Genomic DNA, 26,689 nt, shown 5'->3' with positions numbered 1-26,689 from the left:
CTTATCAGACACTCCTGTCAACGCCGATAGCGCTATTTTGCCATGGGGAAATAGCGTTTGGCGAGGCGCGACAGCAGCGGTTCCAGCGCCACCGCCAGAAACATCTTCAGTGGTCGACGGGCGACGGACTTCACCGCCCACCCGGCAACGCCTGCCGGGCCATAGCGCAGTGCGGTCAGCAGGGCAAGCTTGCCGACGATTTTCAAACCGGGTTTCACCTTCTGCCCTGCCCGCTGCCATTTATTGCTCATTATTCACCTCTGTATCAGAGCTGACGGAAACGGCTGCGCAACGTAAAGGTATCGGACGTCACATAGCGTTCCATCTCGCGTAACCGCTGTTCACCGGCGGCTAATTCAGCATCCACCGCATCCAGCAAATCGCGGCTGGAAGGCTGATGCGGGTTGTTCATCACCCCTTCCGGCATCGGGTCGAGGGCGAAGGTTAAAATGACATAGGCGACAACGACAAAGAAAAAGAGTCCAAACAGCATCGCCAGCACGGTAATAATACGAATCAGCTTCACCGGCACGTCGAGGTACTCGGCAATACCCGCGCAGACCCCTTTCACCATGCCCCGCTGCGGGATTCGCCACAGCTTTTTGTTAAAATCCAGCGCCATTATTTGTCCCTCCAGTTCGGATGTTCGGCATCCAGAATGGCTTCCAGCGCCTGAATACGCTCGCGCATCCGCTTTGCGTCATCGGTTAACTGCATCAACCGCTGCTGCTCGCCCTGTGACAACTCGCCAGAGCGGGAGCGATTGCTGTAGTGCAGCCACAGCCAAATCGGCAATACAAACAGGACAAATAACGTCAGGGGAATGCCGAGGAAAAGCGCGCTCATAGAAACTCCTTATATATTATGAGCAGCGGCACGGTTGGTGCCGCCGGAATCATTATTGGTTGTCCTGCTTCATTTTGGCTTTCAGCGCGGCCAGCTGCTCGCTGATTTCGTCATCGGCCTTCAGTTCGGCGAACTGCTGGTCCAGCGACGGTTGTTTGCCAAAACGATGGCTTTCCGCTTCAGCTTCCATATGGTCGATGCGGCGTTCAAAAGATTCAAAGCGAGCCATCGCTTCATCCAGTTTACCGCTGTCCAGCTGACGGCGCACATCGCGGGACGAATTCGCCGCCTGATGACGCAGCGCGAGAGACTGCTGACGGGCGCGAGTTTCGCTGAGCTTATTCTCCAGCTCGCCAATCTCTTTCTTCATGCGTGCCAGGGTTTCATCCACCAGCGTGACTTCATGTTCCAGCGTATCGATAACATCGGTCAGCTTCTGTTTTTCAATCAGCGCCGCACGGGCCAGATCTTCTTTATCTTTACGCAGCGCCAGCTCGGCTTTCTCCTGCCACTCTTCCTGCTGCGCCAGCGCGCGTTCGACGCGGCGAGTCAGATCTTTCTTTTCCGCCAGCGCACGGGCGGAGGTGGAGCGCACTTCAACCAGGGTGTCTTCCATTTCCTGGATCATCAAACGGACCAGCTTCTGCGGGTCTTCCGCTTTTTCCAGCAGCGAGTTGATGTTGGCGTTCACGATGTCGGCAAAACGAGAAAAAATACCCATTGTTCAATCCTCATAGTTCTGTGTTTCGGGCTTAGCCCTGCGTAATGACTATTACAACTTCCGTGCCAACTTTTTATCTTATTGATTATAAACGATGTGATTGAATTTTGTGCCGCAAACGCCTACAGTGAAATGGCGAATTACACCAACAAGTGGCGAATTTCATCATGGCAGATTACAAAGATACCCTTCTCGGCGAGGCCAACCGTTTTATTGAGGTGCTGGAACAGGTTTCCCGCCTCGCGCCGCTCAATAAGCCGGTATTGATTATCGGCGAGCGCGGCACGGGTAAGGAGCTTATCGCCAACCGTCTGCACTACCTCTCCTCCTGCTGGCAGGGGCCGTTTATCTCGCTGAACTGCGCGGCATTGAACGAAAATCTGCTCGACTCTGAACTGTTCGGCCACGAAGCCGGGGCCTTTACCGGCGCGCAAAAGCGTCATCCGGGTCGCTTTGAACGAGCAGATGGCGGCACGCTGTTTCTTGATGAGCTGGCCACCGCGCCGATGCTGGTGCAGGAAAAGCTGCTGCGGGTGATTGAATACGGCGAGCTGGAGCGCGTCGGCGGCAGCCAGCCGCTGCAGGTTAACGTCCGCCTGGTGTGCGCCACCAATGCCGATCTGCCTCAATTAGTGGAAGAAGGCGCTTTCCGCGCCGACCTGCTCGACCGGCTGGCCTTTGATGTGGTGCTGCTACCCCCGCTGCGCGAACGCCAGAGCGACATCATGTTGATGGCCGAACATTTCGCCATTCAGATGTGCCGCGAGCTGAAGCTACCGCTGTTTCCTGGTTTTACCGACCGCGCCCGCGACACCCTGCTGCACTACCGCTGGCCGGGTAATATTCGCGAGCTGAAAAACGTGGTCGAGCGTTCGGTTTATCGCCACGGATCCATCGACGAACCGCTGGATGACATTATTATCGATCCGTTCCGCCGCCAGCCCGCCATCCCCGACGAACCCGCAACGGAAATCACCGGCCCGACGCTGCCGTTGAACCTGCGTCAGTTCCAGCTTGAACAAGAAAAAGACCTGTTGCAGCAGAGTCTGCAACAGGCCCGGTTTAACCAGAAAAACGCCGCCGAACTGCTGGGGTTAACCTATCACCAACTGCGGGCACTATTGAAAAAACATCAACTCTGACGGCGACGCGGCAGCATCAGCGCGCTAACCGCAATGGCCCCCAGGCACAACATGCAGTTAAACCACAGCGCGTATTGTGCCGCTTTTGCCATGCCGTAGGGTAAAAACAGCGCGTAAAGCGACGCCGTCATCGCCAGGCCAAACGCGCCGCCCAGCGAGCTGCCCATTTTGTAAATCCCGGAGGCGACGCCCACCTTATTTTCCGGCGCGCTGGTGACGGCGGTGTCGGTGGAGGGCGTGGCATAGCAGCCCAGCCCCAGGCCAAACAGGACGTTACTGAAAAAGACGGTCACGATATAGGTCCAGGTGTCGAGGAAAGTACAGGAGATCAGGAAAATCCCCGTCATCGCAATCGCCGGGCCGCCCATCATTGGCAGCCTTGCGCCGTAGCGTTGCAGCAGTTTCTCCCCCACCCGAATCATCAGCAGCACGGTCACCAGATAGCCAAGCGTCATCATGCCCGTCTGGAACGGGCTCAGGTGCCGCCCCTGCTGGAGCCAGATGCTGGTGATCATCATCGTGCCAATCGCGCCATTCAACATCAGGTTCGACAGCACCGCCGCACTATAAGCGCGATTTTTAAACAGCGCGAAATCGATCAGTGCCGCCTCTTTTTTACGCATTCCGCTGCGCACAAAAAAGGTCATCGCCACAATAGCGCCTGTCAGCATCGTCAGCGACAGGCCGCTGGTCCATCCCCAGTGGTGACCTTTGGAGATAAACAGATTGAACAGCACCAGCGCCGCCACGAGGCTCAACAGGCCGCTGAGATCCATTTTATGCTGCACCGCGGTGGCGCTGCGACTCTCCGGGGTGCCGCGAATCAGCCAAAATGCTGCAAACGACGCCGCGATGGAAAAGACAAAGATCCAGCGCCAACCCAGGCCAGTAGCGATCGCGCCACCCACAAACGAGCACAGGCCGCTGCCGCCCCACGAACCGATCACCCAGAAGCTGATCGCCCGCTGTCGCGCGCGCCCTTCATACCACGTTTTGATCAGCGCCAATGTCGCCGGCATGATGCAGGCAGCAGACAGTCCCTGAATTACCCGCCCGGTCAGGAACAACAGCGGCCCCTGAGATACCACCAGCAGCGCGCTACCCACCATGCTTAACGCCAGGCCAATCAGCGTCAAACGTACCCGGCCAAATTTGTCGGCCAGCCCACCGCTGGCCACCACAAAGCAGCCGCTGAAGAGTGCGCTGAGGCTCACCGCGAGGGTGAGCGTCTCCAGCGAAATATCGATACTGTTTTTCACTACCGGGACTACGTTAATCACCGACTGAGCAAACAGCCAGAAGGTCAATACGCTCAACACAATCCCCGCCAGCAGCCGGTCGGTGCCGACATACTGCGTTTCACTCAACGTCACGGTACTCATGGCTCGCCCTCATGTTGCGCGCGTCATTTATCCACGCAGGTAGTGTTCCGTCAGGCCGCACCACAGCGCCGCCCCCGTCAGCAGGATGTTGTCGTTAAAGTCGTAGCCCGGATTGTGAACCATGCAGCGGTCTGGTTCATCGCCCGCGCCGATGGTGAAATAGGCGCCGTTAGGGTTCTGCTCGAGCATAAACGCGAAGTCTTCGCTGCCCATAAACGGATTCACCGTGCCGATAGACTCCGCGCCGAACAGCGACGTCGCCACATCGCGCACCATCTGGTTTGCCTGGGGATCGTTTTTGAGGACCGGACTGCCGTTGACGTGGGTGAGCGTGGCGGTGGCGTTGAAGCTTTCCGCCTGCGCCACGGCGATGTCGTGAATACGTTGCAGTACGGTTTCGCGGACCTGTTCGTTGAGCGTACGCACCGTCAGCTTCATCAGGACTTTATCGTTGATGATATTTGGCGCATGTCCCGCCTGAATGCTGCCAACGGTCACTACCACCGGGTCAAACGGGCTGATATTGCGTGAGACGATGGTTTGCAGCGCCAGAGTGATATGGCAGGCAACAACGGTGGCATCGACGGTATGCTCCGGCACCGCGCCGTGGCCGCCCACGCCTTGCACTTCGATGTGCAACGTGTCGGAGGAGGCCATCATCGCACCGTCGCGCAGGCCAATTTTGCCCAGCTTCTGCCCCGGCATATTGTGTAAACCAAAAATGTGGTCGCAGGGGAATTTGTTAAACAGACCGTCTTCCAGCATCACCCGGCCACCGTACAACAACTCTTCCGCCGGCTGGAATATCAGGTGCAATGTGCCGTTAAACTGACGGGTGCGCGCCAGGTACTCCGCGGCATACAGCAGCGTAGTAGTGTGACCGTCGTGTCCGCAGCCGTGGAAACAGCCATCCGTTTCGCTGGCCCACGCTTTGCCGCTGCGTTCCTGCATCGGCAGCGCATCCATGTCGGCGCGCAGCCCCAGCGTTTTGCCGCCGTTACCCACTTTAAGCGTCCCCACCACACCGGTCCCCGCCAGCCCATAGTCCACTTCATAGCCCCAACTGCTTAGCAGCTTCGCCACTTCGGCGCTGGTTTTGTGCTCCTGAAAACCAATCTCCGGCTGCTGATGGAAGCGGTGGCGTAGCGCGATAAATTCGGCTTCCTGACTCTGCAATGCTTCAACGATAGGATGTGTCATTTTTGTTATCCCTTTATTGCTCCACAGTGATAACGTCGAGTTTATGACGTCGGAGCGGTCACAAAAGGCGCTTTTTTGTTTTATATTGACGGAAAATGTAATGACTATTTTTCATACGGTTTAGTTATGACAAAAAACAGACCGTTATTTTTTGTCTTCGCTGGAGGGCGGAAAGGTGGCGCAGCAAATCAGTGATTTTTCTGTGGTGGTGCAGGACATTCGTCAGCAGGCATACAACGAACAGCAGACGTTAACGCTGGTGTGGCTACTGCATGGCGAGGTCGTGCTGGAAAGTGCCGACGACACGCGTACGCTGCAAACCAACGCGCTGGCCATCATCAATCCCAACCAGCGCTGGCGTTTGCGCGGCGAACAGGCCAATGCGGTGATGACGCTGATGATAGCCAGCAGTTGGCTAACCCGGCTGGACGCGCATTTTTTTGCCTTTGATTATAAGGTTCCACACCCCACGATGGAGCACGAAGGACGGCTGCGCAGCCTGATGCGTCAGCTACTGGTTAGCCATGTGATCAACCCTGAAAACACCTCCCGGCTGGAGGCAAACCGCTGGCTCAGCGAAATTGCCCTGCTGTTAGCAACCCATTTTCAGCAGCCACGCAAAACGGGCGCATCACACAATAATGAGTCCACATGGAGCCACCGTATCCGCCAGGTGGTGACGCGGATTGAGTCACAATACAGCCAGCGCCTGTCGCTTGCTGAAATCGCCCGCGGCGAGCGGGTGTCGGAAGCCTGGCTTTCACGTTTGTTTCACAAAGAAGTCGGCGTCAGTTTTATGCAGTACATCACCGCGCTGCGTCTGGAGAAAGCCGCCGAACAGTTGTTGACAAGCACTTTACCGGTACAGCGAATTGCCCAGCAGCAGGGGTTTGCCAGCGCGCGCGTAATGAGCGATCTGTTTAAGCGCCGCCACGGCATGACGCCGCGCCAGTATCGTCAGCAGTCGACCACGGTGGCCCGTAACCGCACGCGCGAGAACCCGCCCGACCGCACGCTGCCGGTGGCCGCCGAAACACTCTATGCCCTGCTCAATCACACGGGCAAACAGGACTGGGAAAGCCCGCCACCGCTCCAGCAGCCGCTCCAGGCGCGGCGGATTGTCCTCGACACGCTGCCGTCGCGTCGCGTGCCGCTGCGTCATAGCCAGCTCATTATTACGCTGCGCGAACTTGATGATTTGTTGCGTGAAGATGTCCGCCAGTCGCTGATGACGCTCCATGCGCAGATACCTATCCACGGGATCGATATCCATGAACCTTTTCTGAGCAGCCGTTTGTTCAGCGACGGCTGGGACGATCCGCAAATGGTCGGCTACGCCTGCTGGTACCATTTACAGCAGGTTTTTACTTTCCTTGCCCGTATGGGATGGCAGGTACTGCTCCACACCAGCCTGACCACGCGTCCCGATCTACTGCGCCAGTTTTTACGCCTTGCCGCGCAGCACTTCCCTCCGTCAACGCTGGCAAGCTGGCAGTTCGTCTGGCACTGGTCGCCACAGGCGAGCGCCGAGGTCTGGGCACAGCAAAAAGCGGCGATCCGGCAATGGTCGCCGGACTCGCAGCTGGGCATCTGCCACCGCTTTACCGTTACCGATGACGATACCGTAGACGACGCAATCCTCACCTCCCCGCTGCTGAGAGAGGCCGATTTTCTCGCCTGCTCGGCCAATGCCAACGAACGGTTCCACCAGCAGCCATTCGACCGCACCCGACTGGCCGCCGCCGAAAACGACCCGGTACAGAAGGTGCGCCAGATCCAGCGCGCTCTACGCCAGCGCCAGCTCGCGTTACCCCTCTGGCTGCTGTCGTGGAACACGCTAACCGGCTCAACCCGGCGTACCAACGGCGAGTTCTTCCGCGGCGCGCTGCTGATGAATAACCTGCTGGGGCTGGCCGATCAGGTACAGCTCACCGGCTTCTGGCTTAACTCCAGCCAGCAGGGTGAGGCGCGTAGCAACGGCACCTTCGATACCTCCAGCCTGGCGCTCTTCTACCATCACGGGCTGACGCGCCCCATCTATTGGGTGCTGTGGCTATGGCGACGTTTACAGGGCGAGGTGTTGGTCAACGATAAAAACGTGCTACTGCTGCATCAGCGCGGCCGCTACCAGCTGCTGTTGCGCAACCCGGTGGTGTTTAATCCGTGGCTGTCCAGCGAAGAGGCTTTTATTCAGCGGTTTCGTCAGCAGTACCCGGTACAGCTTCAGGGGCTGAGCGGTAAGTGGAAAATCAAACGCCACCTGTTCGACCAGCACAATGGCGCGCTTTTCCCGCGGCTGGAGGCGATAGAAAGCAGCAGCGGCCCGGACGAGGAGAGCTGGACATGGCTGGCGCACACAACCCGGCCCGCGCTCAGCGTGCGCGAAGAAACGCTGGAGGAAAGCTGGCAGGTGGTTGAGGCGCTGGAGAGCAATGCGCTGGTGTTATACGAGTTAACCCCACTGAGTTGATGACTTTTAAAGCAGTTGCACGCAGACATTTGTACCTGGTAGCCGTAAGTGCGATACACTTTGCAGATCAATCGAAAAAACAATGAAACTATGCGCCTGAATTTGTCACCTTTCCTGGCAGCGTTGGGGTTAATCTGCAGCCAGGCGATGGCCGCGCCGCAGCCGCTCGCCCCACCCCATGCCGACATTCGCGACAGCGGCTTTGTCTACTGCGTCAGCGGGCAGGTCAACACGTTTAACCCGCAAAAAGCCGGTAGCGGGCTGATTGTCGATACTCTCGCCGCCCAGCTCTACGACCGCCTGCTGGACGTCGACCCGTACACCTATCGTCTGGTGCCTGAGCTGGCGGAAAGCTGGGAAGTTCTGGATAACGGCGCAACCTACCGCTTCCACCTGCGCCCTAACGTACAGTTTCAAACCACCCGCTGGTTTAAGCCGTCGCGCGCGCTGAACGCCGACGACGTGGTATTTACCTTCGAGCGCATTTTCGATCGCCAGCATCCGTGGCATAACGTCAACGGCGGCGCGTTCCCCTATTTTGACAGCCTGCAGTTCGCCGACAGCGTGAAGAGCGTGCGCAAACTTGATAGCCACACGGTAGAGTTTCGCCTCAATCGTCCGGACGCCTCGTTCCTCTGGCATCTGGCGACCCACTACGCATCGGTGATGTCGGCGGAATACGCTAATCAGCTCACTAAACAGGATCGTCAGGAACAGCTCGACCGCCAGCCGGTGGGAACCGGGCCGTTCCAGCTCGACGAGTACCGCGCGGGGCAGTATATTCGCCTGCAGCGCCATTCCGCCTTCTGGCGCGGCACGCCGCTGATGCCGCAGGTGGTGGTCGATTTGGGTTCCGGTGGCACCGGCAGGCTGTCCAAGCTGCTGACCGGCGAGTGTGACGTGCTGGCCTGGCCTGCCGCCAGCCAGCTCACCATTCTGCGCGACGACCCGCGCCTGCGCCTGACGCTGCGCCCGGGGATGAACATCGCCTATCTGGCCTTCAACACCGACAAGCCGCCGCTAAATAATCCGGAAGTGCGCCACGCGCTGTCGCTGGCGATTAATAATCAGCGTTTAATGCAGTCCATTTATTACGGCACCGCAGAAACCGCGGCCTCTATTTTACCTCGCGCCTCCTGGGCTTACGATAACGAGGCTAAAATTACCGAATACAACCCGAAAGAAGCGCGTCGACGTTTACAGGCATTGGGGCTGGATAAGTTGACGCTGCGCCTGTGGGTGCCAACCAGCTCTCAGGCGTGGAACCCAAGCCCGCTGAAAACCGCCGAGCTCATTCAGGCGGACATGGCGCAGATTGGGGTGAAGGTGATTATCGTACCGGTAGAAGGCCGCTTCCAGGAAGCACGGCTGATGGACATGAACCATGACCTGACGCTCTCCGGCTGGGCCACGGACAGTAACGATCCGGACAGCTTCTTCCGTCCGCTGCTGAGCTGCGCGGCCATTACCTCGCAGACCAACTTCGCCCACTGGTGTAACCGTGAGTTTGACAATGTGCTGCGCAAAGCGCTGGACTCGCAGCAGCTGGCCTCACGCATTGACGCCTACGATGAAGCCCAGCAAATTCTGGCGCGCGAGCTGCCGGTGCTGCCGCTGGCGTCTTCGCTACGCCTGCAGGCCTATCGTTACGATATTAAAGGGCTGGTGCTGAGTCCGTTTGGCAACACCTCATTCGCCGGCGTGTCGCGGGAAAAAGAAGAGAAGGTGCAAAAACCATGATTATTTTCACCCTTCGTCGCCTGTTATTGCTGCTGGTTACCCTCTTTTTCCTGACCTTTGTCGGCTTCAGCCTGAGCTATTTTACGCCGCACGCGCCGTTACAGGGCGCGTCGCTGTGGAACGCCTGGGCCTTCTGGTTTGACGGCGTCATGCACTGGGATTTTGGCGTATCGAGCATTAACGGCCAGCCGATTTCCGAACAGCTGCGCGAAGTGTTTCCGGCGACCATGGAGCTGTGCATTCTGGCGTTTGGCTTTGCGCTGCTGATAGGCATTCCCGTTGGCATGCTGGCGGGCATCACCCGCAATAAATGGCAGGATAAAGTGATCAGCTTCTTCGCCCTGCTCGGCTTCTCGATTCCGATTTTCTGGCTGGCGCTGTTACTGACCCTCTTCTTCTCGCTGACGCTGGGCTGGCTGCCGGTTTCCGGGCGCTTCGATCTGCTGTATGAAGTGAAAAGCGTCACCGGCTTCGCGCTGATTGATGCCTGGCTCTCCGACTCGCCGTGGCGGCATGAAATGATTATGAGCGCTGTGCGCCATATGGTGCTGCCGGTGTTAACGCTGGCCGTCGCGCCCACCACCGAAGTGGTGCGCCTGATGCGTATCAGCACCATTGCGGTCTACGATACCAACTACGTGAAGGCAGCGGCCACGCGCGGCGTTTCGCGTCTGACCATTCTGCGTCGCCATGTGCTGCACAACGCGCTGCCGCCGGTGATCCCACGTCTGGGGCTGCAGTTCTCCACCATGCTGACCCTGGCGATGATCACCGAAATGGTCTTTAGCTGGCCGGGGCTGGGACGCTGGATGATTAATGCCATTCGCCAGCAGGACTATGCGGCGATCTCCGCCGGAGTGATGGTGATTGGCGCGCTGGTGATCATTGTGAACGTGATATCCGATATTTTGGGTGCTATGGCTAACCCGTTGAAACATAAGGAATGGTATGCCTTACGATAGCGTCTACCTCGAGAAACGCCCGCCGGGTGCGCTGCGCACCGTGTGGCGCAAGTTCTATGGCGACACCACGGCGATGATCGGCCTGTACGGCTGCGCCGGGCTGGCGGTCGTGTGCATTCTGGGCGGCTGGTTTGCGCCCTACGGTATCGATCAGCAGTTCCTCGGCTATCAGCTTTTGCCGCCGTCATGGTCGCGCTACGGCGAAGTCTCTTTCTTTCTCGGTACCGACGATCTGGGGCGTGATGTGCTGAGCCGCCTGCTTAGCGGTGCCGCGCCCACTGTCGGCGGCGCGTTTGTTGTCACCCTCGCCGCCACCGCCTTCGGGCTGGTGCTGGGCGCATTTGCGGGATCAACCCGTGGGCTGCGTTCGGCGGTGCTGAACCATATTCTCGACACGCTGCTGTCAATTCCGTCGCTGCTGCTGGCGATTATCGTCGTCGCTTTTGCCGGGCCGCATCTCAGCCACGCGATGTTTGCCGTCTGGCTGGCCCTGCTGCCGCGCATGGTGCGTTCAATCTACAGCATGGTACACGACGAGCTGGAGCGTGATTATGTCATCGCCGCCCGCCTCGACGGCGCCACCACGCTCAATATTCTGTGGTTTGCCATTCTGCCGAACATTGCTGCCGGGCTGGTCACCGAAATTACCCGCGCGCTATCGATGGCGATCCTTGATATCGCCGCGCTGGGCTTCCTCGATCTTGGCGCGCAGCTACCGTCACCGGAATGGGGCGCGATGCTCGGCGATGCACTGGAGCTTATCTACGTGGCGCCGTGGACGGTAATGCTGCCGGGCGCGGCAATCATGATTAGCGTGCTGCTGGTCAACCTGCTGGGCGACGGTATTCGCCGCGCCATTAACGCGGGGGTGGAGTAATGCCGTTACTTGATATTCGCAATTTAACCATCGAATTTAAAACCAACGAAGGCTGGGTGAAAGCCGTTGACCGCGTCAGCATGACGCTGGCCGAAGGCGAAATTCGCGGCCTGGTGGGAGAATCTGGTTCAGGCAAGAGCCTGATCGCCAAAGCGATTTGCGGCGTCACCAAAGATAACTGGCGCGTCACCGCCGACCGTATGCGTTTTGACGATATCGACCTGCTGCGCCTGTCCAACCGCGAGCGGCGAAAACTGGTCGGCCACAACGTCTCCATGATTTTCCAGGAACCGCAGTCTTGTCTGGATCCTTCTGAACGCGTGGGCCTGCAGCTGATGCAAAACATCCCCGGCTGGACCTTCAAGGGCCACTGGTGGCAGCGTTTTGGCTGGCGCAAACGTCGCGCGATCGAGCTGCTGCACCGCGTCGGTATCAAGGATCACAAAGATGCGATGCGCAGCTTCCCGTATGAGCTGACGGAAGGCGAATGCCAGAAGGTCATGATTGCCATCGCGTTGGCTAACCAGCCGCGCCTGCTGATTGCCGATGAGCCAACCAACGCCATGGAACCGACCACCCAGGCGCAGATCTTCCGTTTGTTAACCGGCCTCAATCAGAATAACAACACCACCATCCTGCTGATTTCTCATGATTTGCAGATGCTGACCCACTGGGCGGATAAGATCAACGTGATGTACTGCGGGCAAACGGTAGAGACCGCGCCGAGCGAAGAGCTGGTGACCATCCCTCATCACCCGTATACCCAGGCGCTGATCCGCGCGATTCCGGACTTTGGCCGCTCAATGCCGCATAAAAGTCGCCTGAATACCCTTTCCGGCGCCATTCCCCTGCTGGAACAGCTGCCGATGGGCTGCCGTCTGGGGCCACGTTGCCCGTACGCGCAGCGCAAATGTATTGAAACCCCGCGTCTGACGGGAGCGAAGAACCACCTGTTCGCCTGTCATTTCCCGCTGAATATGGAGAAAGAGTGACATGGTCGAAACGCTGCTTGAAGTGCGCAACCTGAGCAAAACCTTCCGCTACCGCACCGGCTGGTTCCATCGCCAGACGCTACAGGCGGTGAAGCCGCTGAGCTTTACCCTGCGTGAAAAGCAAACGCTGGCGATTATCGGCGAGAACGGTTCGGGCAAGTCGACGCTGGCCAAAATGCTGGCCGGGATGGTGGAACCGACCACCGGCGAACTGCTGATTGACGATCATCCGCTGGAGTTCGGCGACTACTCATTCCGTAGCCAGCGCATTCGCATGATTTTCCAGGATCCGAGCACCTCGCTGAACCCACGTCAGCGCATTTCGCAAATCCTTGATTTCCCGCTGCGTCTGAACACCGACCTTGAACCCGAGGCGCGACGTCAGCAGATTATCGATACCCTGCGCCTGGTCGGCCTGTTGCCGGACCACGTCAGCTACTATCCGCACATGCTGGCACCGGGGCAGAAACAGCGTCTGGGCCTGGCGCGTGCGCTGATTTTGCGCCCGAAGGTCATTATCTGCGATGAAGCGTTGGCCTCGCTCGATATGTCGATGCGTTCGCAACTGGTAAACCTGATGCTCGAACTGCAGGAAAAACAGGGTATCTCGTATATTTACGTGACTCAGCATTTGGGCATGATGAAGCACATCAGCGACCAGGTGCTGGTGATGCACCAGGGGGAAGTGGTCGAGCGCGGCAGCACCGCCGACGTGCTGGCCTCCCCGCTGCACGACTTAACCAAGCGGCTGATTGCCGGTCACTTTGGCGAGGCGCTGACCGCCGATGCCTGGCGTAAAGACCGCTGATCGCCGCAATCACCATCAAGAGAAGGATGATTACGCTATGGGTTTTCTTTCCGGCAAACGTATCCTGATTACCGGTGTCGCCAGCAAACTGTCCATCGCCTACGGCATTGCCCAGGCGATGCACCGCGAAGGGGCCGAACTGGCGTTCACGTATCAGAACGACAAACTGAAAGGCCGCGTGGAAGATTTCGCCGCCTCGCTGGACTCGCACATTGTGCTGCCGTGCGACGTGGCGGAAGACGCGAGCATTGAAGCGCTGTTCAGCGAGCTGGTAAAAACATGGCCACAGTTTGACGGTTTCGTTCACTCGATTGGCTTTGCTCCCGCCGACCAGCTCGACGGCGACTACGTCAACGCGGTCACCCGTGAAGGCTTTAAAATCGCCCACGACATCAGCTCATACAGCTTCGTGGCGATGGCGAAAGCCTGCCGTGGGATGCTGAACCCCGGTTCAGCCCTGCTGACGCTTTCCTACCTCGGCGCAGAGCGCGCCATCCCCAACTACAACGTGATGGGCCTGGCGAAAGCGTCGCTGGAAGCTAACGTCCGCTATATGGCTAACGCCATGGGGCCGGAGGGGGTTCGCGTCAATGCCATCTCCGCGGGCCCGATTCGTACGCTGGCCGCCTCCGGTATAAAGGATTTCCGAAAAATGCTCGCCCATTGCGAAGCGGTTACGCCGATCCGTCGTACCGTGACCATTGAAGATGTTGGTAATTCCGCCGCCTTCCTGTGCTCAAACCTGGCCGCCGGTGTTTCCGGTGAAGTGCTGCACGTTGACGGCGGCTTCAGCATTGCGGCAATGAACGAGCTGGATCTGTAGCCCCGATTCCAGGCCAGATTAGCGCAGCGCCATCAGGCAAATTGGCGCATATTGCCGGATGGCGGCGTAAACGCCTTATCCGGCTTACAGCCCCCTCCCGCCTTTGTTATTCCAGTCAGTTATTAATTATCGCCGAACAATATTTTCTCCCTCGTCACGCATGCGCCAGGATATTTATCCATAACGATCCGGCAACATCTCCTTCGACGCTGCTGGCTCGCCACCTTCAGATCAAGGAACTCCCATGGAGCCACGCCGCGTTTCCGGCAAAAACCACTGGTATCACGAAACCCAGTCGAGAACCCAACACAGCGACGTGATGCCGCTGGTTCCTGAAGCTGCGCACGTTGACGACCGTTTTTTACTCGACCTCGTCCTGCCTGATGCGCTACTTAATGCCAATCAGCGCTGGCTGAACGCTGGCCGTAAGCTGGCTAATTTACTGTTCCCGGATACCGTTCCGGTGAATCGTCTGCGCACGTTCAGCGATTACGACCGCCTGAGTACCGCCCTGACCGTGGCGCAGGTTTCCGGCGTTCAGCGGCTGTGTAACCACTATGCCGCGCGTCTCGCCCCTCTACAGGGGCCTGACTCATCGCGAGAAAGTAACCGTAGGCTGGCGCAAATGACCGAATACGCACGTCAGCTTGCCAGCTCGCCGTCCATCATCACTCCGCGTGCGCGCCAGCAACTGGACGGCGTAGGGCTCACGCTGCACGACATCATTCTGATTAATCAGATTGTGGGCTTTGTCGGCTTCCAGGCCCGCGTCGTCGCCCTCTTCCAGGCGCATCTGGGCTTTCCGGTGCGCTGGATCCCCGGCATGCCGGTGCAGGAGGATTCAGACGCCGATCGCTTTAATAATGAAAGCGCGCAGTGGCACACCGATCTGGAGGTTATCGAAGCCCACCAGGCCAACACCCCGCAGGGTGAAGCGCTCTCCCGCTGGCAAAATCTGCCAGAACTGCACGCGCTAGCGCCGGTGCTGGCGCACGAGGAGACGCTGTTGGCCGGGTTCGGCGAACTCCTGGATGCCCTGACGTTTACGCATCCGCTGCTGCCGCTGTCGGCGCTCATTCCCGCGCGCATCAACGGCAGCGTGAGCTGTTTCAACTACAACAGCGGATTATGGCAGGGCGCCAGCGGCCTACCCGAGGCGGTACGCAACGGTGAACGGGCGATTCTGGCGTGGAGCCACCATTTCCCCTGCGAACGCGCGCTCGCTCAGGCCACACAGTTACTGACCCGCGCGCCGGACCGCTTTAGCGCCGCGCAACTGAACCCGCTTATCGAGCACGGGCTATCGACGCCTGACGCTATCACCCTGCTCACCTGGAGCGCATTGAACGGTTGGTTAAATCGCCTGCACATCGCGCTCGGAGCCGCACAACAAGTTACGTAAAAGGTGAAACAGCGCTTGCTGCGTCCTATGGATTCGCGTAAAAATGACAGCCGCTCTTTTGGCCACGAAAATAGATCAATATGCTTCAGGACAACCCGCTGCTTGCGCAGCTAAAACAGCAACTCCATTCCCAAACGCCCCGCGCGGAAGGGGTCGTCAAAGCCACGGAAAAAGGTTTCGGTTTCCTCGAAGTCGACGCACAGAAAAGCTACTTTATTCCGCCGCCGCAGATGAAAAAAGTGATGCACGGCGACCGTATTATTGCGGTGATCCACTCTGAACGCGAAAAAGAGAGTGCAGAGCCGGAAGAACTGGTCGAGCCGTTCCTGACCCGCTTTGTGGGCAAGGTACATCGTAAGGACGATCGTCTGTCTATCGTGCCTGACCATCCGCTGTTGAAAGACGCCATTCCTTGCCGCGCCGAACGCGGCGTAACGCATGATTTTAAAGAGGGTGACTGGGCCGTTGCTGAAATGCGCCGTCATCCGCTGAAAGGCGATCGCAGCTTCTACGCCGAGCTGACCCAATTCATCACCTTTGGTGACGACCACTTTGTGCCATGGTGGGTTACCCTCGCCCGTCACAACCTGGAAAAAGAAGCGCCGAACGGCGTCGCCACCGAGATGCAGGACGAAGGCCTTGAGCGCCGCGATCTCACCGCGCTGGATTTTGTCACCATCGACAGCGCCAGCACCGAAGATATGGACGATGCGCTGTACGTGGAAGAAGCCGCCGATGGCAAGCTGCTGCTGACCGTCGCCATCGCCGATCCTACCGCCTGGATCGTGGAAGGCAGCAAGCTGGACAACGCCGCGAAAATTCGCGCGTTTACCAACTATTTGCCGGGCTTCAACATTCCGATGCTGCCGCGCGAGCTGTCTGACGACCTCTGTTCGCTGCGCGCTAACGTGGTGCGCCCGGTGCTTGCCTGCCGCATGACGCTGGCCGCCGATGGCACCATCGAAGACAACATTGAGTTCTTTGCCGCCAGTATCGAGTCGAAAGCCAAACTGGTGTACGACGACGTCTCCAACTGGCTGGAGAACACCGGTAGCTGGCAGCCGCAGAGCGAAGCAATCGCACGCCAGATTACCCTGCTGCAGCGCGTATGCCAGGCACGTAGCGAATGGCGTCAAACCCACGCGCTGGTGTTTAAAGACCGCCCGGATTACCGTTTCGTACTGGGGGAGAAAGGCGAAGTGCTGGATATCGTCGCCGAGCCGCGCCGCATTGCTAACCGCATCGTTGAAGAGTCAATGATTGCTGCGAACATCTGCGCTGCTCGCGTGCTGCGCGATAAACTCGGTTTCGGCGTTTATAACGTCCACACCGGGTTCGCGCCGGATAACACTGAAGCGTTGGCGGCCCTGCTGAAAACGCATGATGTGCACGTCGATCCGCAAGAGGTGCTGACGCTGGCCGGTTTCTGCAAGCTACGCCGCGAGCTGGACGCACAGCCATCTGGCTTCCTCGACAGCCGTATCCGTCGCTTCCAGTCATTCGCTGAAATCAGCACCGAGCCGGGGCCGCACTTTGGTTTAGGTCTTGAGGCCTACGCCACCTGGACCTCACCGATTCGTAAGTATGGCGATATGATTAACCATCGTCTGCTGAAGGCGGTGATTAAAGGTGAAAGCGCCTCACGTCCGCAGGATGACATAACCGTGCAGATGGCCGAACGCCGTCGCCTGAACCGCATGGCAGAACGCGACGTCGCTGACTGGCTGTATGCGCGCTACCTGAGCCCAATGGCAGGTACAGAGACGCGCTTTGCCGCTGAGATTATCGATATCAGCCGTGGCGGTATGCGCGTGCGCCTGGTCGATAACGGCGCGGTCGCCTTTATTCCGGCGCCGTTCCTGCACGCCGTGCGTGACGAGCTGGTCTGCAGCCAGGAGAGCGGCACCGTGCAGATCAAAGGCGAAGTGGTCTATAAGGTCACCGACGTCATTGATGTCACCATCGCGGAAGTCCGCATGGAGACGCGCAGCGTGATTGCCCGCCCAGCCGCGTAATCTTCGCCAAACGGCCCCTTTCGGGGCCGTTTTTTTATCTACTGCTCACCGACTCTCTTTTTTCTCAGCGAAAAAGCCGAAAAACGTTCACACTGAATACCATGGCATCCGCACGCAGATGGACGAGAGGAAGGTATGGTCAAGTCTCTGGCACAAAATCTGCTCGACCCAAACTCCAGCGAAACCAGCCTCTACTGGCGTTTGTCGCGTGCCGAACCGACGCTGCTTTTAGGGACGGATCCCGATGCGAATGCCGACTTTGCCGTTCCGTTAAGTGACGAAAACGCCAGCCGTATTCGCGCCATGAGCGTCACCACGTCCAGCATCGCCCTGAATATTCAGCTTAACGGCTACGACGTCCCTCTGCATTTAATTGGCCGCAAGGTCAGTGGTACCGAATGGGCCGGTACCGCCTCTTCCTGGTTTGATACCTCTTCCGTCGCCCGCGATCTGTTACAAGGCCTGCTGTTTGCCGAACAGGTGGTTTCGGAAGCCAACGCCGTGATCGTCATTCTCGACAGAGAAGGCAAAATTCAGCGCTTCAACCGCTTATGCGAAGAGTATACCGGCCTCAAAGAACAGGACGTCATCGGCAAAACGGCGTTCGAATTGTTTATGTCGGCCCCGGAAGCCGCAGCGGCGCGGGAAAACGTCAGCCGTTTTTTTACCAACGGCGGGCCGTATGAAGTTGAGCGCTGGATCAAAACGCGTAAAGGCTCACGCCTGTTTTTATTTCGCAACCGCTTTGTGCACAGCGGCAGCGGCAAAAACGAGATCTTTCTCATCTGTTCCGGAACCGATATTACCGAGGAACGCAAAGCCCAGGAACGCCTGCGGGTGCTGGCCAATACTGACACCATTACTGGCCTGCCCAATCGGCACGCGATCAATGAACTGATTGGCCGCGCGATGGATAACCGTCAGGGCGACCATCAGGTGGGTCTTGTCTATTTCGACCTCGACAACTTCAAGAAGGTGAATGATGCCTACGGCCACGTCTTTGGCGACCAGCTGTTGCAGTCTGTCGCGCTGTCGATTTTAAGCTGTCTGGAAGACGGCCAGACGCTGGCGCGGCTCGGTGGCGACGAGTTTATCGTCCTGGCGGTGAATACCTCGCAATGCGCGCTGGAGGCGATGGCGTCACGGGTGCTGACCCGCCTACGCGATCCTTTTCGTATCGGCCTGATTGAGGTCTACAGCGGCTGTTCACTCGGCATTTCGCTCGCACCGCAGCACGGGGAAGACCGTGAGAGCCTGATTCGCAATGCCGACACCGCGATGTACACCGCGAAAGAAAAAGGCCGCGGACGCTTCAGCGTCTTTTCCCCCGAAATGAATCAACGAGTGTTCGAATATCTGTGGCTGGATACTAACCTGCGCAAAGCGCTGCAAAGCGATCAACTGGTCATCCATTATCAGCCCAAAGTGGCGCTAAACGGCGAAATCCAGAGTCTGGAAGCGCTGGTACGCTGGAATTCGCCGGAGCGCGGGCTAATTCCGCCGCTCGACTTTATCTCTTACGCCGAAGAATCCGGGCTGATTGTGCCGCTGGGGCGCTGGGTCATGCTTGAAGCCATTCGTCAGTTGGCTTACTGGCGAGACCGCGGTATTCATCTGCGCGTGGCCGTCAACGTTTCGGCGCGCCAGTTGGTCGATCAATCCATTTTTAGCGACCTTAAACAGGCGCTTAAGGCTCAACACTTTTCTGAATGCCCGATAGATATTGAGCTGACCGAAAGCTGCCTGATAGATAATGCTGACCAGGCTCTGGAGGTCATTCAACAGTTTCGCTCGCTCGGCGCGCAGATTCACCTCGACGATTTCGGTACCGGCTATTCGTCGCTGTCGCAGTTGGCGCGTTTCCCCATAGATACTATCAAGCTGGACCATAGTTTTGTGCATCATGTGCATAAACAGTCGGTTTCCCAGTCGCTGGCGCTGGCGATTATTGCCGTCGCCCGTGCGCTTAATTTGCGCATTATTGCCGAAGGGGTGGAGGATGCTGACGACGACGCATTCCTGGTGCAAAATGGCGTTGACGAGCGGCAAGGCTACTATTTTGCCCGCCCTATGCCCGCTGCCGAACTGGAACGCTGGCTGGAGGCGCGTCAGGGGTTATAAGGTAAGCCTTTTTTTCACTTCTCTTTTGTCTGTAAATTTTGCATCATTGATTTCAATCGAATTTATCAACAGGATCCCACCATGTCCGAGCTCGATGCGCGTCAGGTAGCCCAACGTATTGATACCGTATTGGATATTCTGGTCGGCGGTGACACCCACTCCGCCATCAACAATCTGGAAATATTAAAAGCAGAACTGCTGGCTCACGCCGCGGACGAACGCGACAACAGAACAGGTCAGCCTAAATCCCCGTGGGAAATCTGACGTCCTTTGCCCAGCGAACAGCGGTGCTCAGCCTGACAGCCGCCTTCGCGTAGAGAAATTGATCGATTTATTATGAATGCCCGACAGCAAACAATTTTACAACTGGTCATCGATAAAGGCCGCATGAGCGTTGCCGACCTGGCAAAAATGACCGGCGTTTCGGAAGTGACAATTCGTCAGGATCTGAATCTGCTGGAGAAACAGAGCTATTTGCGACGTACTCATGGTTACGCGGTCCCGCTGGATAGCGAAGACGTTGAAACGCGCATGATGAACAACTTCGCTCTCAAGCGCGAGCTGGCCGAGTTTGCCGCTTCGTTGGTGCAGCCCGGCGAAACGGTGTTTATCGAAAACGGCAGTAGCAATGCCCTGCTGGCGCGTGCGCTGGCGACGCAACCAGACATCACCATTATCACCGTCAGCAGCTATATCGCCCATCTGCTGAAAGAGACGCCGGGAGAAGTGATTCTGCTGGGCGGCATTTATCAGAAGAAAAGTGAAAGCATGGTTGGCCCGCTGACGCGTCAGTACATTCAGCAGGTACACTTCAGCAAAGCATTTATCGGTATCGACGGCTGGCAGCCGGAAACCGGGTTTACCGGCCGCGACATGATGCGCGCAGATATCGTCAACGCGGTCCTGGAGAAAGGTAGCGAAGCGATTGTCCTGAGTGACAGCTCGAAATTCGGCGCCATTCATCCGTATGCACTGGGGCCGATGAACCAGTTCAGCCGGGTGATTACTGACGATAATCTGGCAACGGAAAAGCAGCTACAGCTTGAGCAGTCCGGTTTGACTGTGAATATTGTGCCACGTCCCTGATTGACCCAACCCGGTGTGTCGCCGCATCGGGTTTCTTGTTTCCCCTTCCCGCCTCGCTATGAGAGTTTTCCGACCCCGGAATTAAGACTTTTTACCTGTCAGCGACATCACAAAATCGTAAAATTAATGTTAGCGATATAACAGGAAGTAACTATCACTTACGTGACTTTTAGCAATAAAATTTACAACCTGCGCAACAAGCTTCACAGGAGAAACCTCTGGCAATGGCTATACTTAAGGTGCTCTTCCGTGAATAGAATATTCAGGAGAAATAAAATGACTTCAATGAGCAAGAAAATGGCTGCCGCGATGGTAGCAGTAACGCTGGTCATGTCGCTGAGCGCATGTTCTAACTGGTCCAAACGCGATCGTAATACCGCGCTGGGCGCCGGTGCAGGTGCCATCGGTGGCGCTGTGTTAACCGACGGTAGCGCGCTGGGTACTCTGGGCGGTGCGGCGGTCGGTGGGATCATCGGCCACCAGGTTGGTAAATAAGCTAATTCAGAAAGATTATCAGGGCCCCGACAATGTTCGGGGCCCTTTTCATTGGTCGTTTGGCAATCTGACCTGGAGGACGCCTTAACCGCCTGCCAGCTTCACCTTCATACCTTTTGCTTCCAGCAGCGTTTTCAGCAGGTCGCGTTTGTCGCCCTGAATTTCAATCACGCCATCTTTCAGCGCGCCGCCGCAGCCGCATTTTTTCTTCAGCTCAGCCGCCAGTTTCGCCAGCGCGTCGTCATCCAGGTCAATCCCGGTAATCAGGCATACGCCCTTTCCTTTACGCCCGCTGGTTTGACGTTGAATGCGTACGATGCCATCCCCCCTGGGGCGCTCCGCAACGGCTTTAGGTTCGTCAATACGCCCAGTTTCCGTGGAATAAACCAGACGGCTGTTAGAATCGCTCATTACGCCCCCAGATTTAATGATGCATTAATGTCGCGCAGCGTCTGCGCCGGATCGGCAGACTGAGTCACCGGACGGCCAATAACCATATAGTCAACGCCCGCCGCCAGCGCCTGCTCCGGCGTCATGATACGGCGCTGATCGCCCGCCGCGCTGCCCGCCGGACGAATCCCCGGCGTCACCAGTTTGAACGCCTGCCCCAGCTCCTGCTTGAAGCAAACCGCTTCCTGTGCCGAGCAAACGACGCCATCCAGGCCGCAGTTTTTGGTCAATGCCGCCAGCTTCGCCGCGTAATCCGCCGGCGCCAGGGTAATGCCCAGATCCTGCAAATCGCTGGATTCCATGCTGGTCAGCACGGTGACCGCAATCAGCAGCGGCGCGTCGTTACCAAAGGGCACCAGCGCTTCACGCGCGGCGGTCATCATCCGCGCGCCGCCGGAGGCATGCACGTTTACCATCCACACGCCGAGATCGGCCGCTGCCGCAACCGCGTGCGCCGTTGTGTTTGGAATATCGTGGAATTTCAGGTCCAGGAAGAGATCAAAACCGCGCTGCTGTAAATCACGCACCAGCTGCGGGCCAAACAGCGTAAACATCTCTTTGCCGACTTTCAGGCGGCAATCGCGCGGGTCGATACGGTCAACGAAGGCCAACGCCTTGTCACGATTATCATAGTCGAGGGCGACAACAACGGGAGAAGATGTGGTAATACGAGAAGAAGATGAAGCAACGGACATGACTGGACCTTCTTGTTGATGGGCACGCGCGGTGCAGAAAAGGTAAACGGGCAGCATTCTACCTGCGTGACCCCGCAGGCACAATGGCAGAGGCGGCAACGGTTGGGGAAATTAAAGGATGTTGTAACTAAGTGGATAGTTTTTTATAAATTACTGACCATCAAGTCCGCGAATCGGTTTAATGGTCGACCACGCGCGGCACGACGGGCAGTGCCAGTACAGCGTATAGGCCGTAAAACCACATTTCTGACAGCGGTAGCGCGGTTTGCTGCGCACCTGTTCGCCGACCATATCGCGCAGCACCATCAGGCTCTCTTTCGCGCGCCCTTCTTCCGCTTCGTTGAGATGGTAGTCCATCAGTTTGTGGAACACGCGCATCGTGGGATGACGCTGGAGCTGGCGCGTGACGTAGGTTTGCGCCGCGTCGCCACCTTTGCTCTGCTCAACCACCTGCGCCAGCATCAATTCTGCCGTCGCACCGGTGTTTTCTTCCACACAGCGCTGAAGAAAATGTTCCCACTCCTTCTCTTTACCCAACTGTTGATAGCAGGTTTGCAGCATTTCCAGCGTTTCGCTGACCAGCTCTTTATCCTGGTCAATCACCCGTAGCAGGCTGTCCATCGCTTTGGCGTAATCACCTTTCGCCATCCACGCTCGCCCCATCATAATAGAGACGCGAGCGCTGGAAGGGTCCGCCGCCGCACCGCGTTTGAGCAGCGACATGGCTTTATCCAGCTCGTCGTTACCCATCTGCTGAAGCGCCAGTTCGCACCAGAAATGCGCGATTTCGCCACGATGCTTATCTTTACCCAGCTTCACCAGGCGTTCGGCGGTATCAATCGCCTTCTGCCAGTCGCTGGTCGCCTGATAGATTTGCAGAAGCTGCTGAAGCGCGCTGATACGAAAATCGGTTTCGTCGACCAGCTGGTTGAACATGTCTTCCGCCCGATCGTACAGCCCGGCGGCCATATAGTCGCGGCCAAGCTGTTGTACCGCCAACAGGCGCTGGTCGTAAGTGAGAGAGGCGCTTTCCATCAGCGTCTGGTGAATGCGGATAGCCCGGTCAACCTCGCCGCGCGAGCGGAACAAATTGCCCAGGGTCAGGTGCGCTTCCACGGTACCGGTGTCCTCTTTGAGCATATCGAGGAACAGGTCAACCGCTTTATCCTGCTGGTTGCTTAAAAGAAAGTTCACCCCTGCCACGTAATCACGTGACAAGCGGTTCGCTTCGTCCTGTTTGGACTGTTGCGCACTTCTGCGGCCCATATACCAACCGTAGGCGGCGGCGACGGGTAAAAGCAGAAACAACAACTCCAGCATAGATGATTATTCCTTCGCCGCCGGAACTTCCGGCGCTACCGTAGTGGCCGTCTCAGGGGCAAGTTGATGTTCCAGACGTTTGATTTTACGTTCGGCACGCAGCAGCGAAACGCGCACGCGCAGCCAGAACAGGCCGCAGACCAGCCAGCCAATGGCGAAGCCCACGGCAAACAGCACCGCCAGCAGCGTTGAAATTCGGAATTCACCCTGTGCCAACAGATAATTGAAGGTCACAAGCTGATCGTTTTGCGCACCCAGCGTCACTGAGATGACGAAAATCGCTAACACCAATAAAAAAATGAGTAGGTATTTCACATTACTTCCCGTTATGCGGCTTCTGCAGTGTCGACACAGCACCTAGCCTTATAAAATAACATCTTCACCGCGACGACGAAATGGAAAAGCGTTCCGCAAGCCTTAGATCTGTGGGTTAGCGTGCGGGAAATCAACCCTTTTCCCCTTTTCATCGTATCGCGCCCTGTTTTTATGTCTCTTTTTTCCACGGTCCACAGTACCGCACCGCCAGCCAGCTGGCGAGCGTCGCCAGCAGCCACGACATGACCGTTGCCATCATCAGGTCCAGCGGCCAGTGCATTCCCAACAGCAGGCGACTGCCCATCACCGTGACCGCCCAGGCCATCAGGAATGCCACCGCCAACGCCCGACGACGCGACCACAGCAACCCAACCGCCAGCAGTGCCCAGGTTGCGGCAAACATGGTGTGCCCGGACGGAAAGGCAAAACCGGTCTCTTTTTGCCAGTGATGACGCAAAAAACCCGGTATATCATGCTGTTGTGCCAGCTGTTCTTTCACCAGTGCCGAACGTTCGCCCCGCTTTAAAGTGTAGAACTGCTCGACCGGAATTTGCTGTGTTTTTTCCAGCCAGATAACAAACGGTCGCGGCTCTTGTACCACCCCTTTAACCAGCGATTTTGCGCCCTGCCCCAGAAGCACCGCCGCGCTGAGAATGATCGCCAGGATGATTGCCCCACGAAGGCGTGGCCTCAGCGCCCAGAGAAACAGCGCACACAGCAGTAGATGAGTGATAATTCCCCACGGCTGGGTGACCGTTTCCGTCACCGCATACAGCGCCTGCAGCCACCAGCCGCTCGGCCCCGGCAGCCACTGCCAGCCGGAGAGCCAGACCGTCAATGGCATCAGTAAAAGCAGGATGGCGCCAATAAGCGTTCGTCGGGCGATGGTCGACATTTTTCTTCCTTTTTTCAACGAGGTTACCGCGCGAAAACCTCATAAATGTTCAATTTTGTGCGCTTTACCGGCGGTCACCCGCGCACGATTAGGTGAAGTAAAGCACGTTGTGGCAAAATAAGGAAAACAGAAGGCGTCGCTGACGCTAACATAATCTGGAGAATCACATGCAGCTTAAACGTGTGGCAGAAGCCAAACTGCCAACCCCCTGGGGCGATTTCCTGATGGTGGGCTTTGAAGAACTGGCAACCGGGCACGATCACGTCGCACTGGTTTTTGGTGATATTACCGGGCAAACGCCGGTGCTGTCGCGGGTACACTCGGAATGTTTAACCGGCGACGCGCTGTTTAGCCTGCGCTGTGATTGTGGTTTCCAGCTTGAGGCAGCGCTGTCGCACATTGCGGAAGAAGGCCGTGGGATTCTGCTTTATCATCGTCAGGAAGGCCGTAACATTGGCTTGCTGAATAAAATTCGCGCCTACGCACTGCAGGATCAGGGCTACGATACCGTGGAGGCCAACCACCAGCTCGGTTTTGCCGCCGACGAACGTGACTTCACCCTGTGTGCCGATATGTTCAAACTGCTGGGCGTCGACGCGGTGCGTCTGCTGACCAACAACCCGAAAAAAGTCGAGATTCTGACCGAAGCGGGCATCAATATTGTGGAACGTGTGCCGCTGATTGTTGGGCGTAACCCGAAAAATGCCCACTATCTCGACACCAAAGCGGCGAAAATGGGGCATTTGCTGAGTAAGTAATGCCGTGGTTGCCGTTTGCTTTAAAACGGCAACCTTTTCCTGCCTTACAGCGAGATATTCTGCTCGCTCTGCGCATCAAAGATGTGACACTTCTCCATCTCAAAACGGAACCATACCTGGCTATGCAGTCCAGCGTCGAGAATGCCTTTAGCCTCGTCCGAGGGCATGCGCGCCGTCATCTCAAATTCGCCTACCTGTAGATAGAGGAAGAATTCGTGCCCCATATTTTCCGCGCGAATCAGCGTCCCGCGTCCACAGCCCTGAGCAAACGGCTGAGTGGAGACGGTAACATATTCCGGGCGAATGCCGAAAAAGACGTCTTTATCAACGTAGTTTGCCACTTTACTCTGCTGCTGGGCGCTCAGAGGCAGTGTGTCATGACCCACAGTAATGTGCAGACCGTCGTCTTTTATGACGATTTTCGCCGGTTTGATGTTCATTTCCGGCGCGCCGATAAAGCCAGCCACAAACATATTTTGCGGATAATGGTATAGGTTGTCCGGGGTATCTACCTGCATGATGTGGCCAAGCTTCATCACGCAGATACGGTCGCCCATGGTCATCGCTTCGGTCTGATCGTGGGTAACGTAAACGGTGGTTGCCGGCTTGCCGGATTTCTTCAGCTGCTTGTGCAGGTCGGAAATACGGATACGCATGGAGGCACGCAGCTTGGCGTCCAGGTTAGATAGCGGTTCATCGAACAGGAACACGTCCGGCTTTTTCACAATCGCGCGGCCTACGGCCACACGCTGTGCCTGACCACCGGAGAGCTGACGCGGCAGACGGTCCAGCAGTTCTTCCAGCTCGAGGATTTTCGCCGCTTCGTTCACCTGGGCGTCGATCTGATCTTTCGGCATTTTGCTCAGCTTCAGGCCAAACGCCAGGTTCTCACGCACGGTCATGTGCGGGTACAGCGCGTAGTTCTGGAACACCATCGCAATCCCACGCTCTTTCGGCGCGAGGTTGTTGACGATCTTCTCACCGATGCGCACTTCGCCGCCGCTGATGGTTTCCAGGCCAGCCAGCATACGCAGAGTGGTGGATTTGGCGCAGCCGGACGGACCGACGATAACCATAAACTCCCCTTCTGCGATTGAAAGGTCGATACCATGTACCGCTTTGAAGCCGTTGGAGTACACTTTTTCCAGTTTGTTAAAAATCACTTCAGCCATGA

General features: G+C 57.3%; 27 protein-coding genes. 15 read left to right on the top strand and 12 right to left on the bottom strand.

What is annotated here, in order from left to right:
• Positions 1 to 32 precede the first annotated feature (32 nt).
• From pspD to pspA, 4 genes are read right to left on the bottom strand one after another with little or no spacing between them, the layout of a single operon-like run.
• A complete protein-coding gene (gene pspD / locus K7B04_RS16060; protein WP_064545936.1) occupies positions 33 to 251 on the bottom strand; it encodes a phage shock protein PspD in 219 nt (72 codons plus the stop codon).
• A gap of 14 nt (positions 252 to 265) precedes the next feature.
• Entirely contained in the window at positions 266 to 625 is a 360-nt protein-coding gene (pspC, locus tag K7B04_RS16055; RefSeq protein ID WP_163447468.1) for an envelope stress response membrane protein PspC, read from the bottom strand.
• Positions 622 to 846: an envelope stress response membrane protein PspB gene (gene pspB / locus K7B04_RS16050; protein ID WP_035894063.1), complete on the bottom strand. Its 225-nt coding sequence runs from the start codon at positions 844 to 846 to the stop codon at positions 622 to 624. Before pspB ends, pspC begins: the two co-directional genes overlap by 4 nt.
• A 52-nt stretch (positions 847 to 898) precedes the next feature.
• Positions 899 to 1,567, bottom strand: a complete 669-nt coding sequence (gene pspA / locus K7B04_RS16045; RefSeq protein WP_163447367.1) for a phage shock protein PspA — start codon at positions 1,565 to 1,567, stop codon at positions 899 to 901.
• A 167-nt stretch (positions 1,568 to 1,734) separates the two neighbouring features.
• Between pspA and pspF the strand changes: the two genes are divergently transcribed.
• The gene (pspF, locus tag K7B04_RS16040) at positions 1,735 to 2,709 is read left to right on the top strand and encodes a phage shock protein operon transcriptional activator (protein ID WP_223802481.1); all 975 of its coding nucleotides are present in this window, start codon (positions 1,735 to 1,737) and stop codon (positions 2,707 to 2,709) included.
• On the opposite strand, the gene K7B04_RS16035 is transcribed toward pspF, so the two are convergent.
• Entirely contained in the window at positions 2,700 to 4,091 is a 1,392-nt protein-coding gene (locus K7B04_RS16035) for an MFS transporter (RefSeq protein ID WP_223802480.1), read from the bottom strand. The two genes, pspF and K7B04_RS16035, sit on opposite strands and share 10 nt — an antisense overlap.
• Before the next feature lie 27 nt (positions 4,092 to 4,118).
• The gene (locus K7B04_RS16030) at positions 4,119 to 5,291 is read right to left on the bottom strand and encodes a M20 aminoacylase family protein (protein WP_167576032.1); all 1,173 of its coding nucleotides are present in this window, start codon (positions 5,289 to 5,291) and stop codon (positions 4,119 to 4,121) included.
• A gap of 175 nt (positions 5,292 to 5,466) precedes the next feature.
• Here K7B04_RS16030 and K7B04_RS16025 point away from each other — a divergent pair, with 175 nt between their 5' ends.
• The 13 genes from K7B04_RS16025 to osmB all read left to right on the top strand — a co-directional run bounded on the left by K7B04_RS16025 (position 5,467) and on the right by osmB (position 21,082).
• Entirely contained in the window at positions 5,467 to 7,761 is a 2,295-nt protein-coding gene (locus K7B04_RS16025) for a helix-turn-helix domain-containing protein (RefSeq protein ID WP_223802479.1), read from the top strand.
• A gap of 90 nt (positions 7,762 to 7,851) precedes the next feature.
• Positions 7,852 to 9,501 carry an ABC transporter substrate-binding protein SapA gene (sapA, locus tag K7B04_RS16020; RefSeq protein WP_064545956.1) on the top strand — a complete coding sequence of 550 codons (1,650 nt, stop codon included), beginning with the start codon at positions 7,852 to 7,854 and terminating at the stop codon, positions 9,499 to 9,501.
• A complete protein-coding gene (gene sapB, locus K7B04_RS16015; RefSeq protein WP_064545958.1) occupies positions 9,498 to 10,463 on the top strand; it encodes a putrescine export ABC transporter permease SapB in 966 nt (321 codons plus the stop codon). The genes sapA and sapB overlap by 4 nt, the downstream gene beginning before the upstream one ends.
• Entirely contained in the window at positions 10,450 to 11,340 is an 891-nt protein-coding gene (gene sapC / locus K7B04_RS16010; RefSeq protein ID WP_064545959.1) for a putrescine export ABC transporter permease SapC, read from the top strand. Before sapB ends, sapC begins: the two co-directional genes overlap by 14 nt.
• Positions 11,340 to 12,332 carry a putrescine export ABC transporter ATP-binding protein SapD gene (sapD, locus tag K7B04_RS16005; RefSeq protein ID WP_163448933.1) on the top strand — a complete coding sequence of 331 codons (993 nt, stop codon included), beginning with the start codon at positions 11,340 to 11,342 and terminating at the stop codon, positions 12,330 to 12,332. Before sapC ends, sapD begins: the two co-directional genes overlap by 1 nt.
• 1 nt (position 12,333) lies before the next feature.
• Positions 12,334 to 13,140, top strand: coding sequence for a putrescine export ABC transporter ATP-binding protein SapF (sapF, locus tag K7B04_RS16000; RefSeq protein ID WP_064545963.1), 807 nt, complete (start codon positions 12,334 to 12,336; stop codon positions 13,138 to 13,140).
• Positions 13,141 to 13,177: 37 nt separating this feature from the next.
• A complete protein-coding gene (gene fabI, locus K7B04_RS15995) occupies positions 13,178 to 13,963 on the top strand; it encodes an enoyl-ACP reductase FabI (RefSeq protein ID WP_223802478.1) in 786 nt (261 codons plus the stop codon).
• Between the two features lie 244 nt (positions 13,964 to 14,207).
• Positions 14,208 to 15,365, top strand: coding sequence for a CMD domain-containing protein (locus K7B04_RS15990; RefSeq protein WP_223802477.1), 1,158 nt, complete (start codon positions 14,208 to 14,210; stop codon positions 15,363 to 15,365).
• Positions 15,366 to 15,445: 80 nt separating this feature from the next.
• Positions 15,446 to 17,380, top strand: a complete 1,935-nt coding sequence (locus K7B04_RS15985; protein ID WP_223802476.1) for an exoribonuclease II — start codon at positions 15,446 to 15,448, stop codon at positions 17,378 to 17,380.
• A gap of 135 nt (positions 17,381 to 17,515) precedes the next feature.
• On the top strand, positions 17,516 to 19,501 hold the full coding sequence (gene pdeR, locus K7B04_RS15980; protein ID WP_223802475.1) for a cyclic di-GMP phosphodiesterase: 1,986 nt from the start codon (positions 17,516 to 17,518) through the stop codon (positions 19,499 to 19,501).
• An 81-nt stretch (positions 19,502 to 19,582) separates the two neighbouring features.
• Positions 19,583 to 19,765 carry a hypothetical protein gene (locus K7B04_RS15975; protein WP_163448928.1) on the top strand — a complete coding sequence of 61 codons (183 nt, stop codon included), beginning with the start codon at positions 19,583 to 19,585 and terminating at the stop codon, positions 19,763 to 19,765.
• A 72-nt stretch (positions 19,766 to 19,837) separates the two neighbouring features.
• Positions 19,838 to 20,587: a DNA-binding transcriptional regulator YciT gene (locus K7B04_RS15970; protein WP_163448927.1), complete on the top strand. Its 750-nt coding sequence runs from the start codon at positions 19,838 to 19,840 to the stop codon at positions 20,585 to 20,587.
• 276 nt (positions 20,588 to 20,863) lie between these two features.
• On the top strand, positions 20,864 to 21,082 hold the full coding sequence (gene osmB, locus K7B04_RS15965) for an osmotically-inducible lipoprotein OsmB (RefSeq protein ID WP_064545993.1): 219 nt from the start codon (positions 20,864 to 20,866) through the stop codon (positions 21,080 to 21,082).
• 84 nt (positions 21,083 to 21,166) lie between these two features.
• Here the strand turns inward: osmB and yciH are convergent, their stop codons facing one another.
• From yciH to pgpB, 5 genes are all read right to left on the bottom strand, one after another.
• Complete coding sequence (gene yciH / locus K7B04_RS15960) at positions 21,167 to 21,493, bottom strand: stress response translation initiation inhibitor YciH (protein ID WP_163448926.1); 327 nt, start codon at positions 21,491 to 21,493, stop codon at positions 21,167 to 21,169.
• Complete coding sequence (gene pyrF, locus K7B04_RS15955; RefSeq protein WP_223802474.1) at positions 21,493 to 22,227, bottom strand: orotidine-5'-phosphate decarboxylase; 735 nt, start codon at positions 22,225 to 22,227, stop codon at positions 21,493 to 21,495. Before pyrF ends, yciH begins: the two co-directional genes overlap by 1 nt.
• A 150-nt stretch (positions 22,228 to 22,377) precedes the next feature.
• On the bottom strand, positions 22,378 to 23,547 hold the full coding sequence (lapB, locus tag K7B04_RS15950; protein ID WP_163448924.1) for a lipopolysaccharide assembly protein LapB: 1,170 nt from the start codon (positions 23,545 to 23,547) through the stop codon (positions 22,378 to 22,380).
• A 6-nt stretch (positions 23,548 to 23,553) separates the two neighbouring features.
• Positions 23,554 to 23,862, bottom strand: coding sequence for a LapA family protein (locus tag K7B04_RS15945; RefSeq protein WP_163448923.1), 309 nt, complete (start codon positions 23,860 to 23,862; stop codon positions 23,554 to 23,556).
• A gap of 169 nt (positions 23,863 to 24,031) precedes the next feature.
• Entirely contained in the window at positions 24,032 to 24,757 is a 726-nt protein-coding gene (pgpB, locus tag K7B04_RS15940; RefSeq protein ID WP_167576051.1) for a phosphatidylglycerophosphatase B, read from the bottom strand.
• Between the two features lie 167 nt (positions 24,758 to 24,924).
• Here pgpB and ribA point away from each other — a divergent pair, with 167 nt between their 5' ends.
• Positions 24,925 to 25,515: a GTP cyclohydrolase II gene (gene ribA, locus K7B04_RS15935; RefSeq protein ID WP_035896308.1), complete on the top strand. Its 591-nt coding sequence runs from the start codon at positions 24,925 to 24,927 to the stop codon at positions 25,513 to 25,515.
• A gap of 44 nt (positions 25,516 to 25,559) precedes the next feature.
• Here the strand turns inward: ribA and K7B04_RS15930 are convergent, their stop codons facing one another.
• Positions 25,560 to 26,687: an ABC transporter ATP-binding protein gene (locus K7B04_RS15930; RefSeq protein ID WP_163448921.1), complete on the bottom strand. Its 1,128-nt coding sequence runs from the start codon at positions 26,685 to 26,687 to the stop codon at positions 25,560 to 25,562.
• Positions 26,688 to 26,689 lie beyond the last annotated feature (2 nt).

The organism is Kluyvera sp. CRP, from assembly GCF_019930565.1.
In the GTDB taxonomy this organism is placed as follows: Bacteria; Pseudomonadota; Gammaproteobacteria; order Enterobacterales; family Enterobacteriaceae; genus Kluyvera; species Kluyvera georgiana_A.
This window is presented reverse-complemented; position numbering and strand designations above follow the sequence as displayed.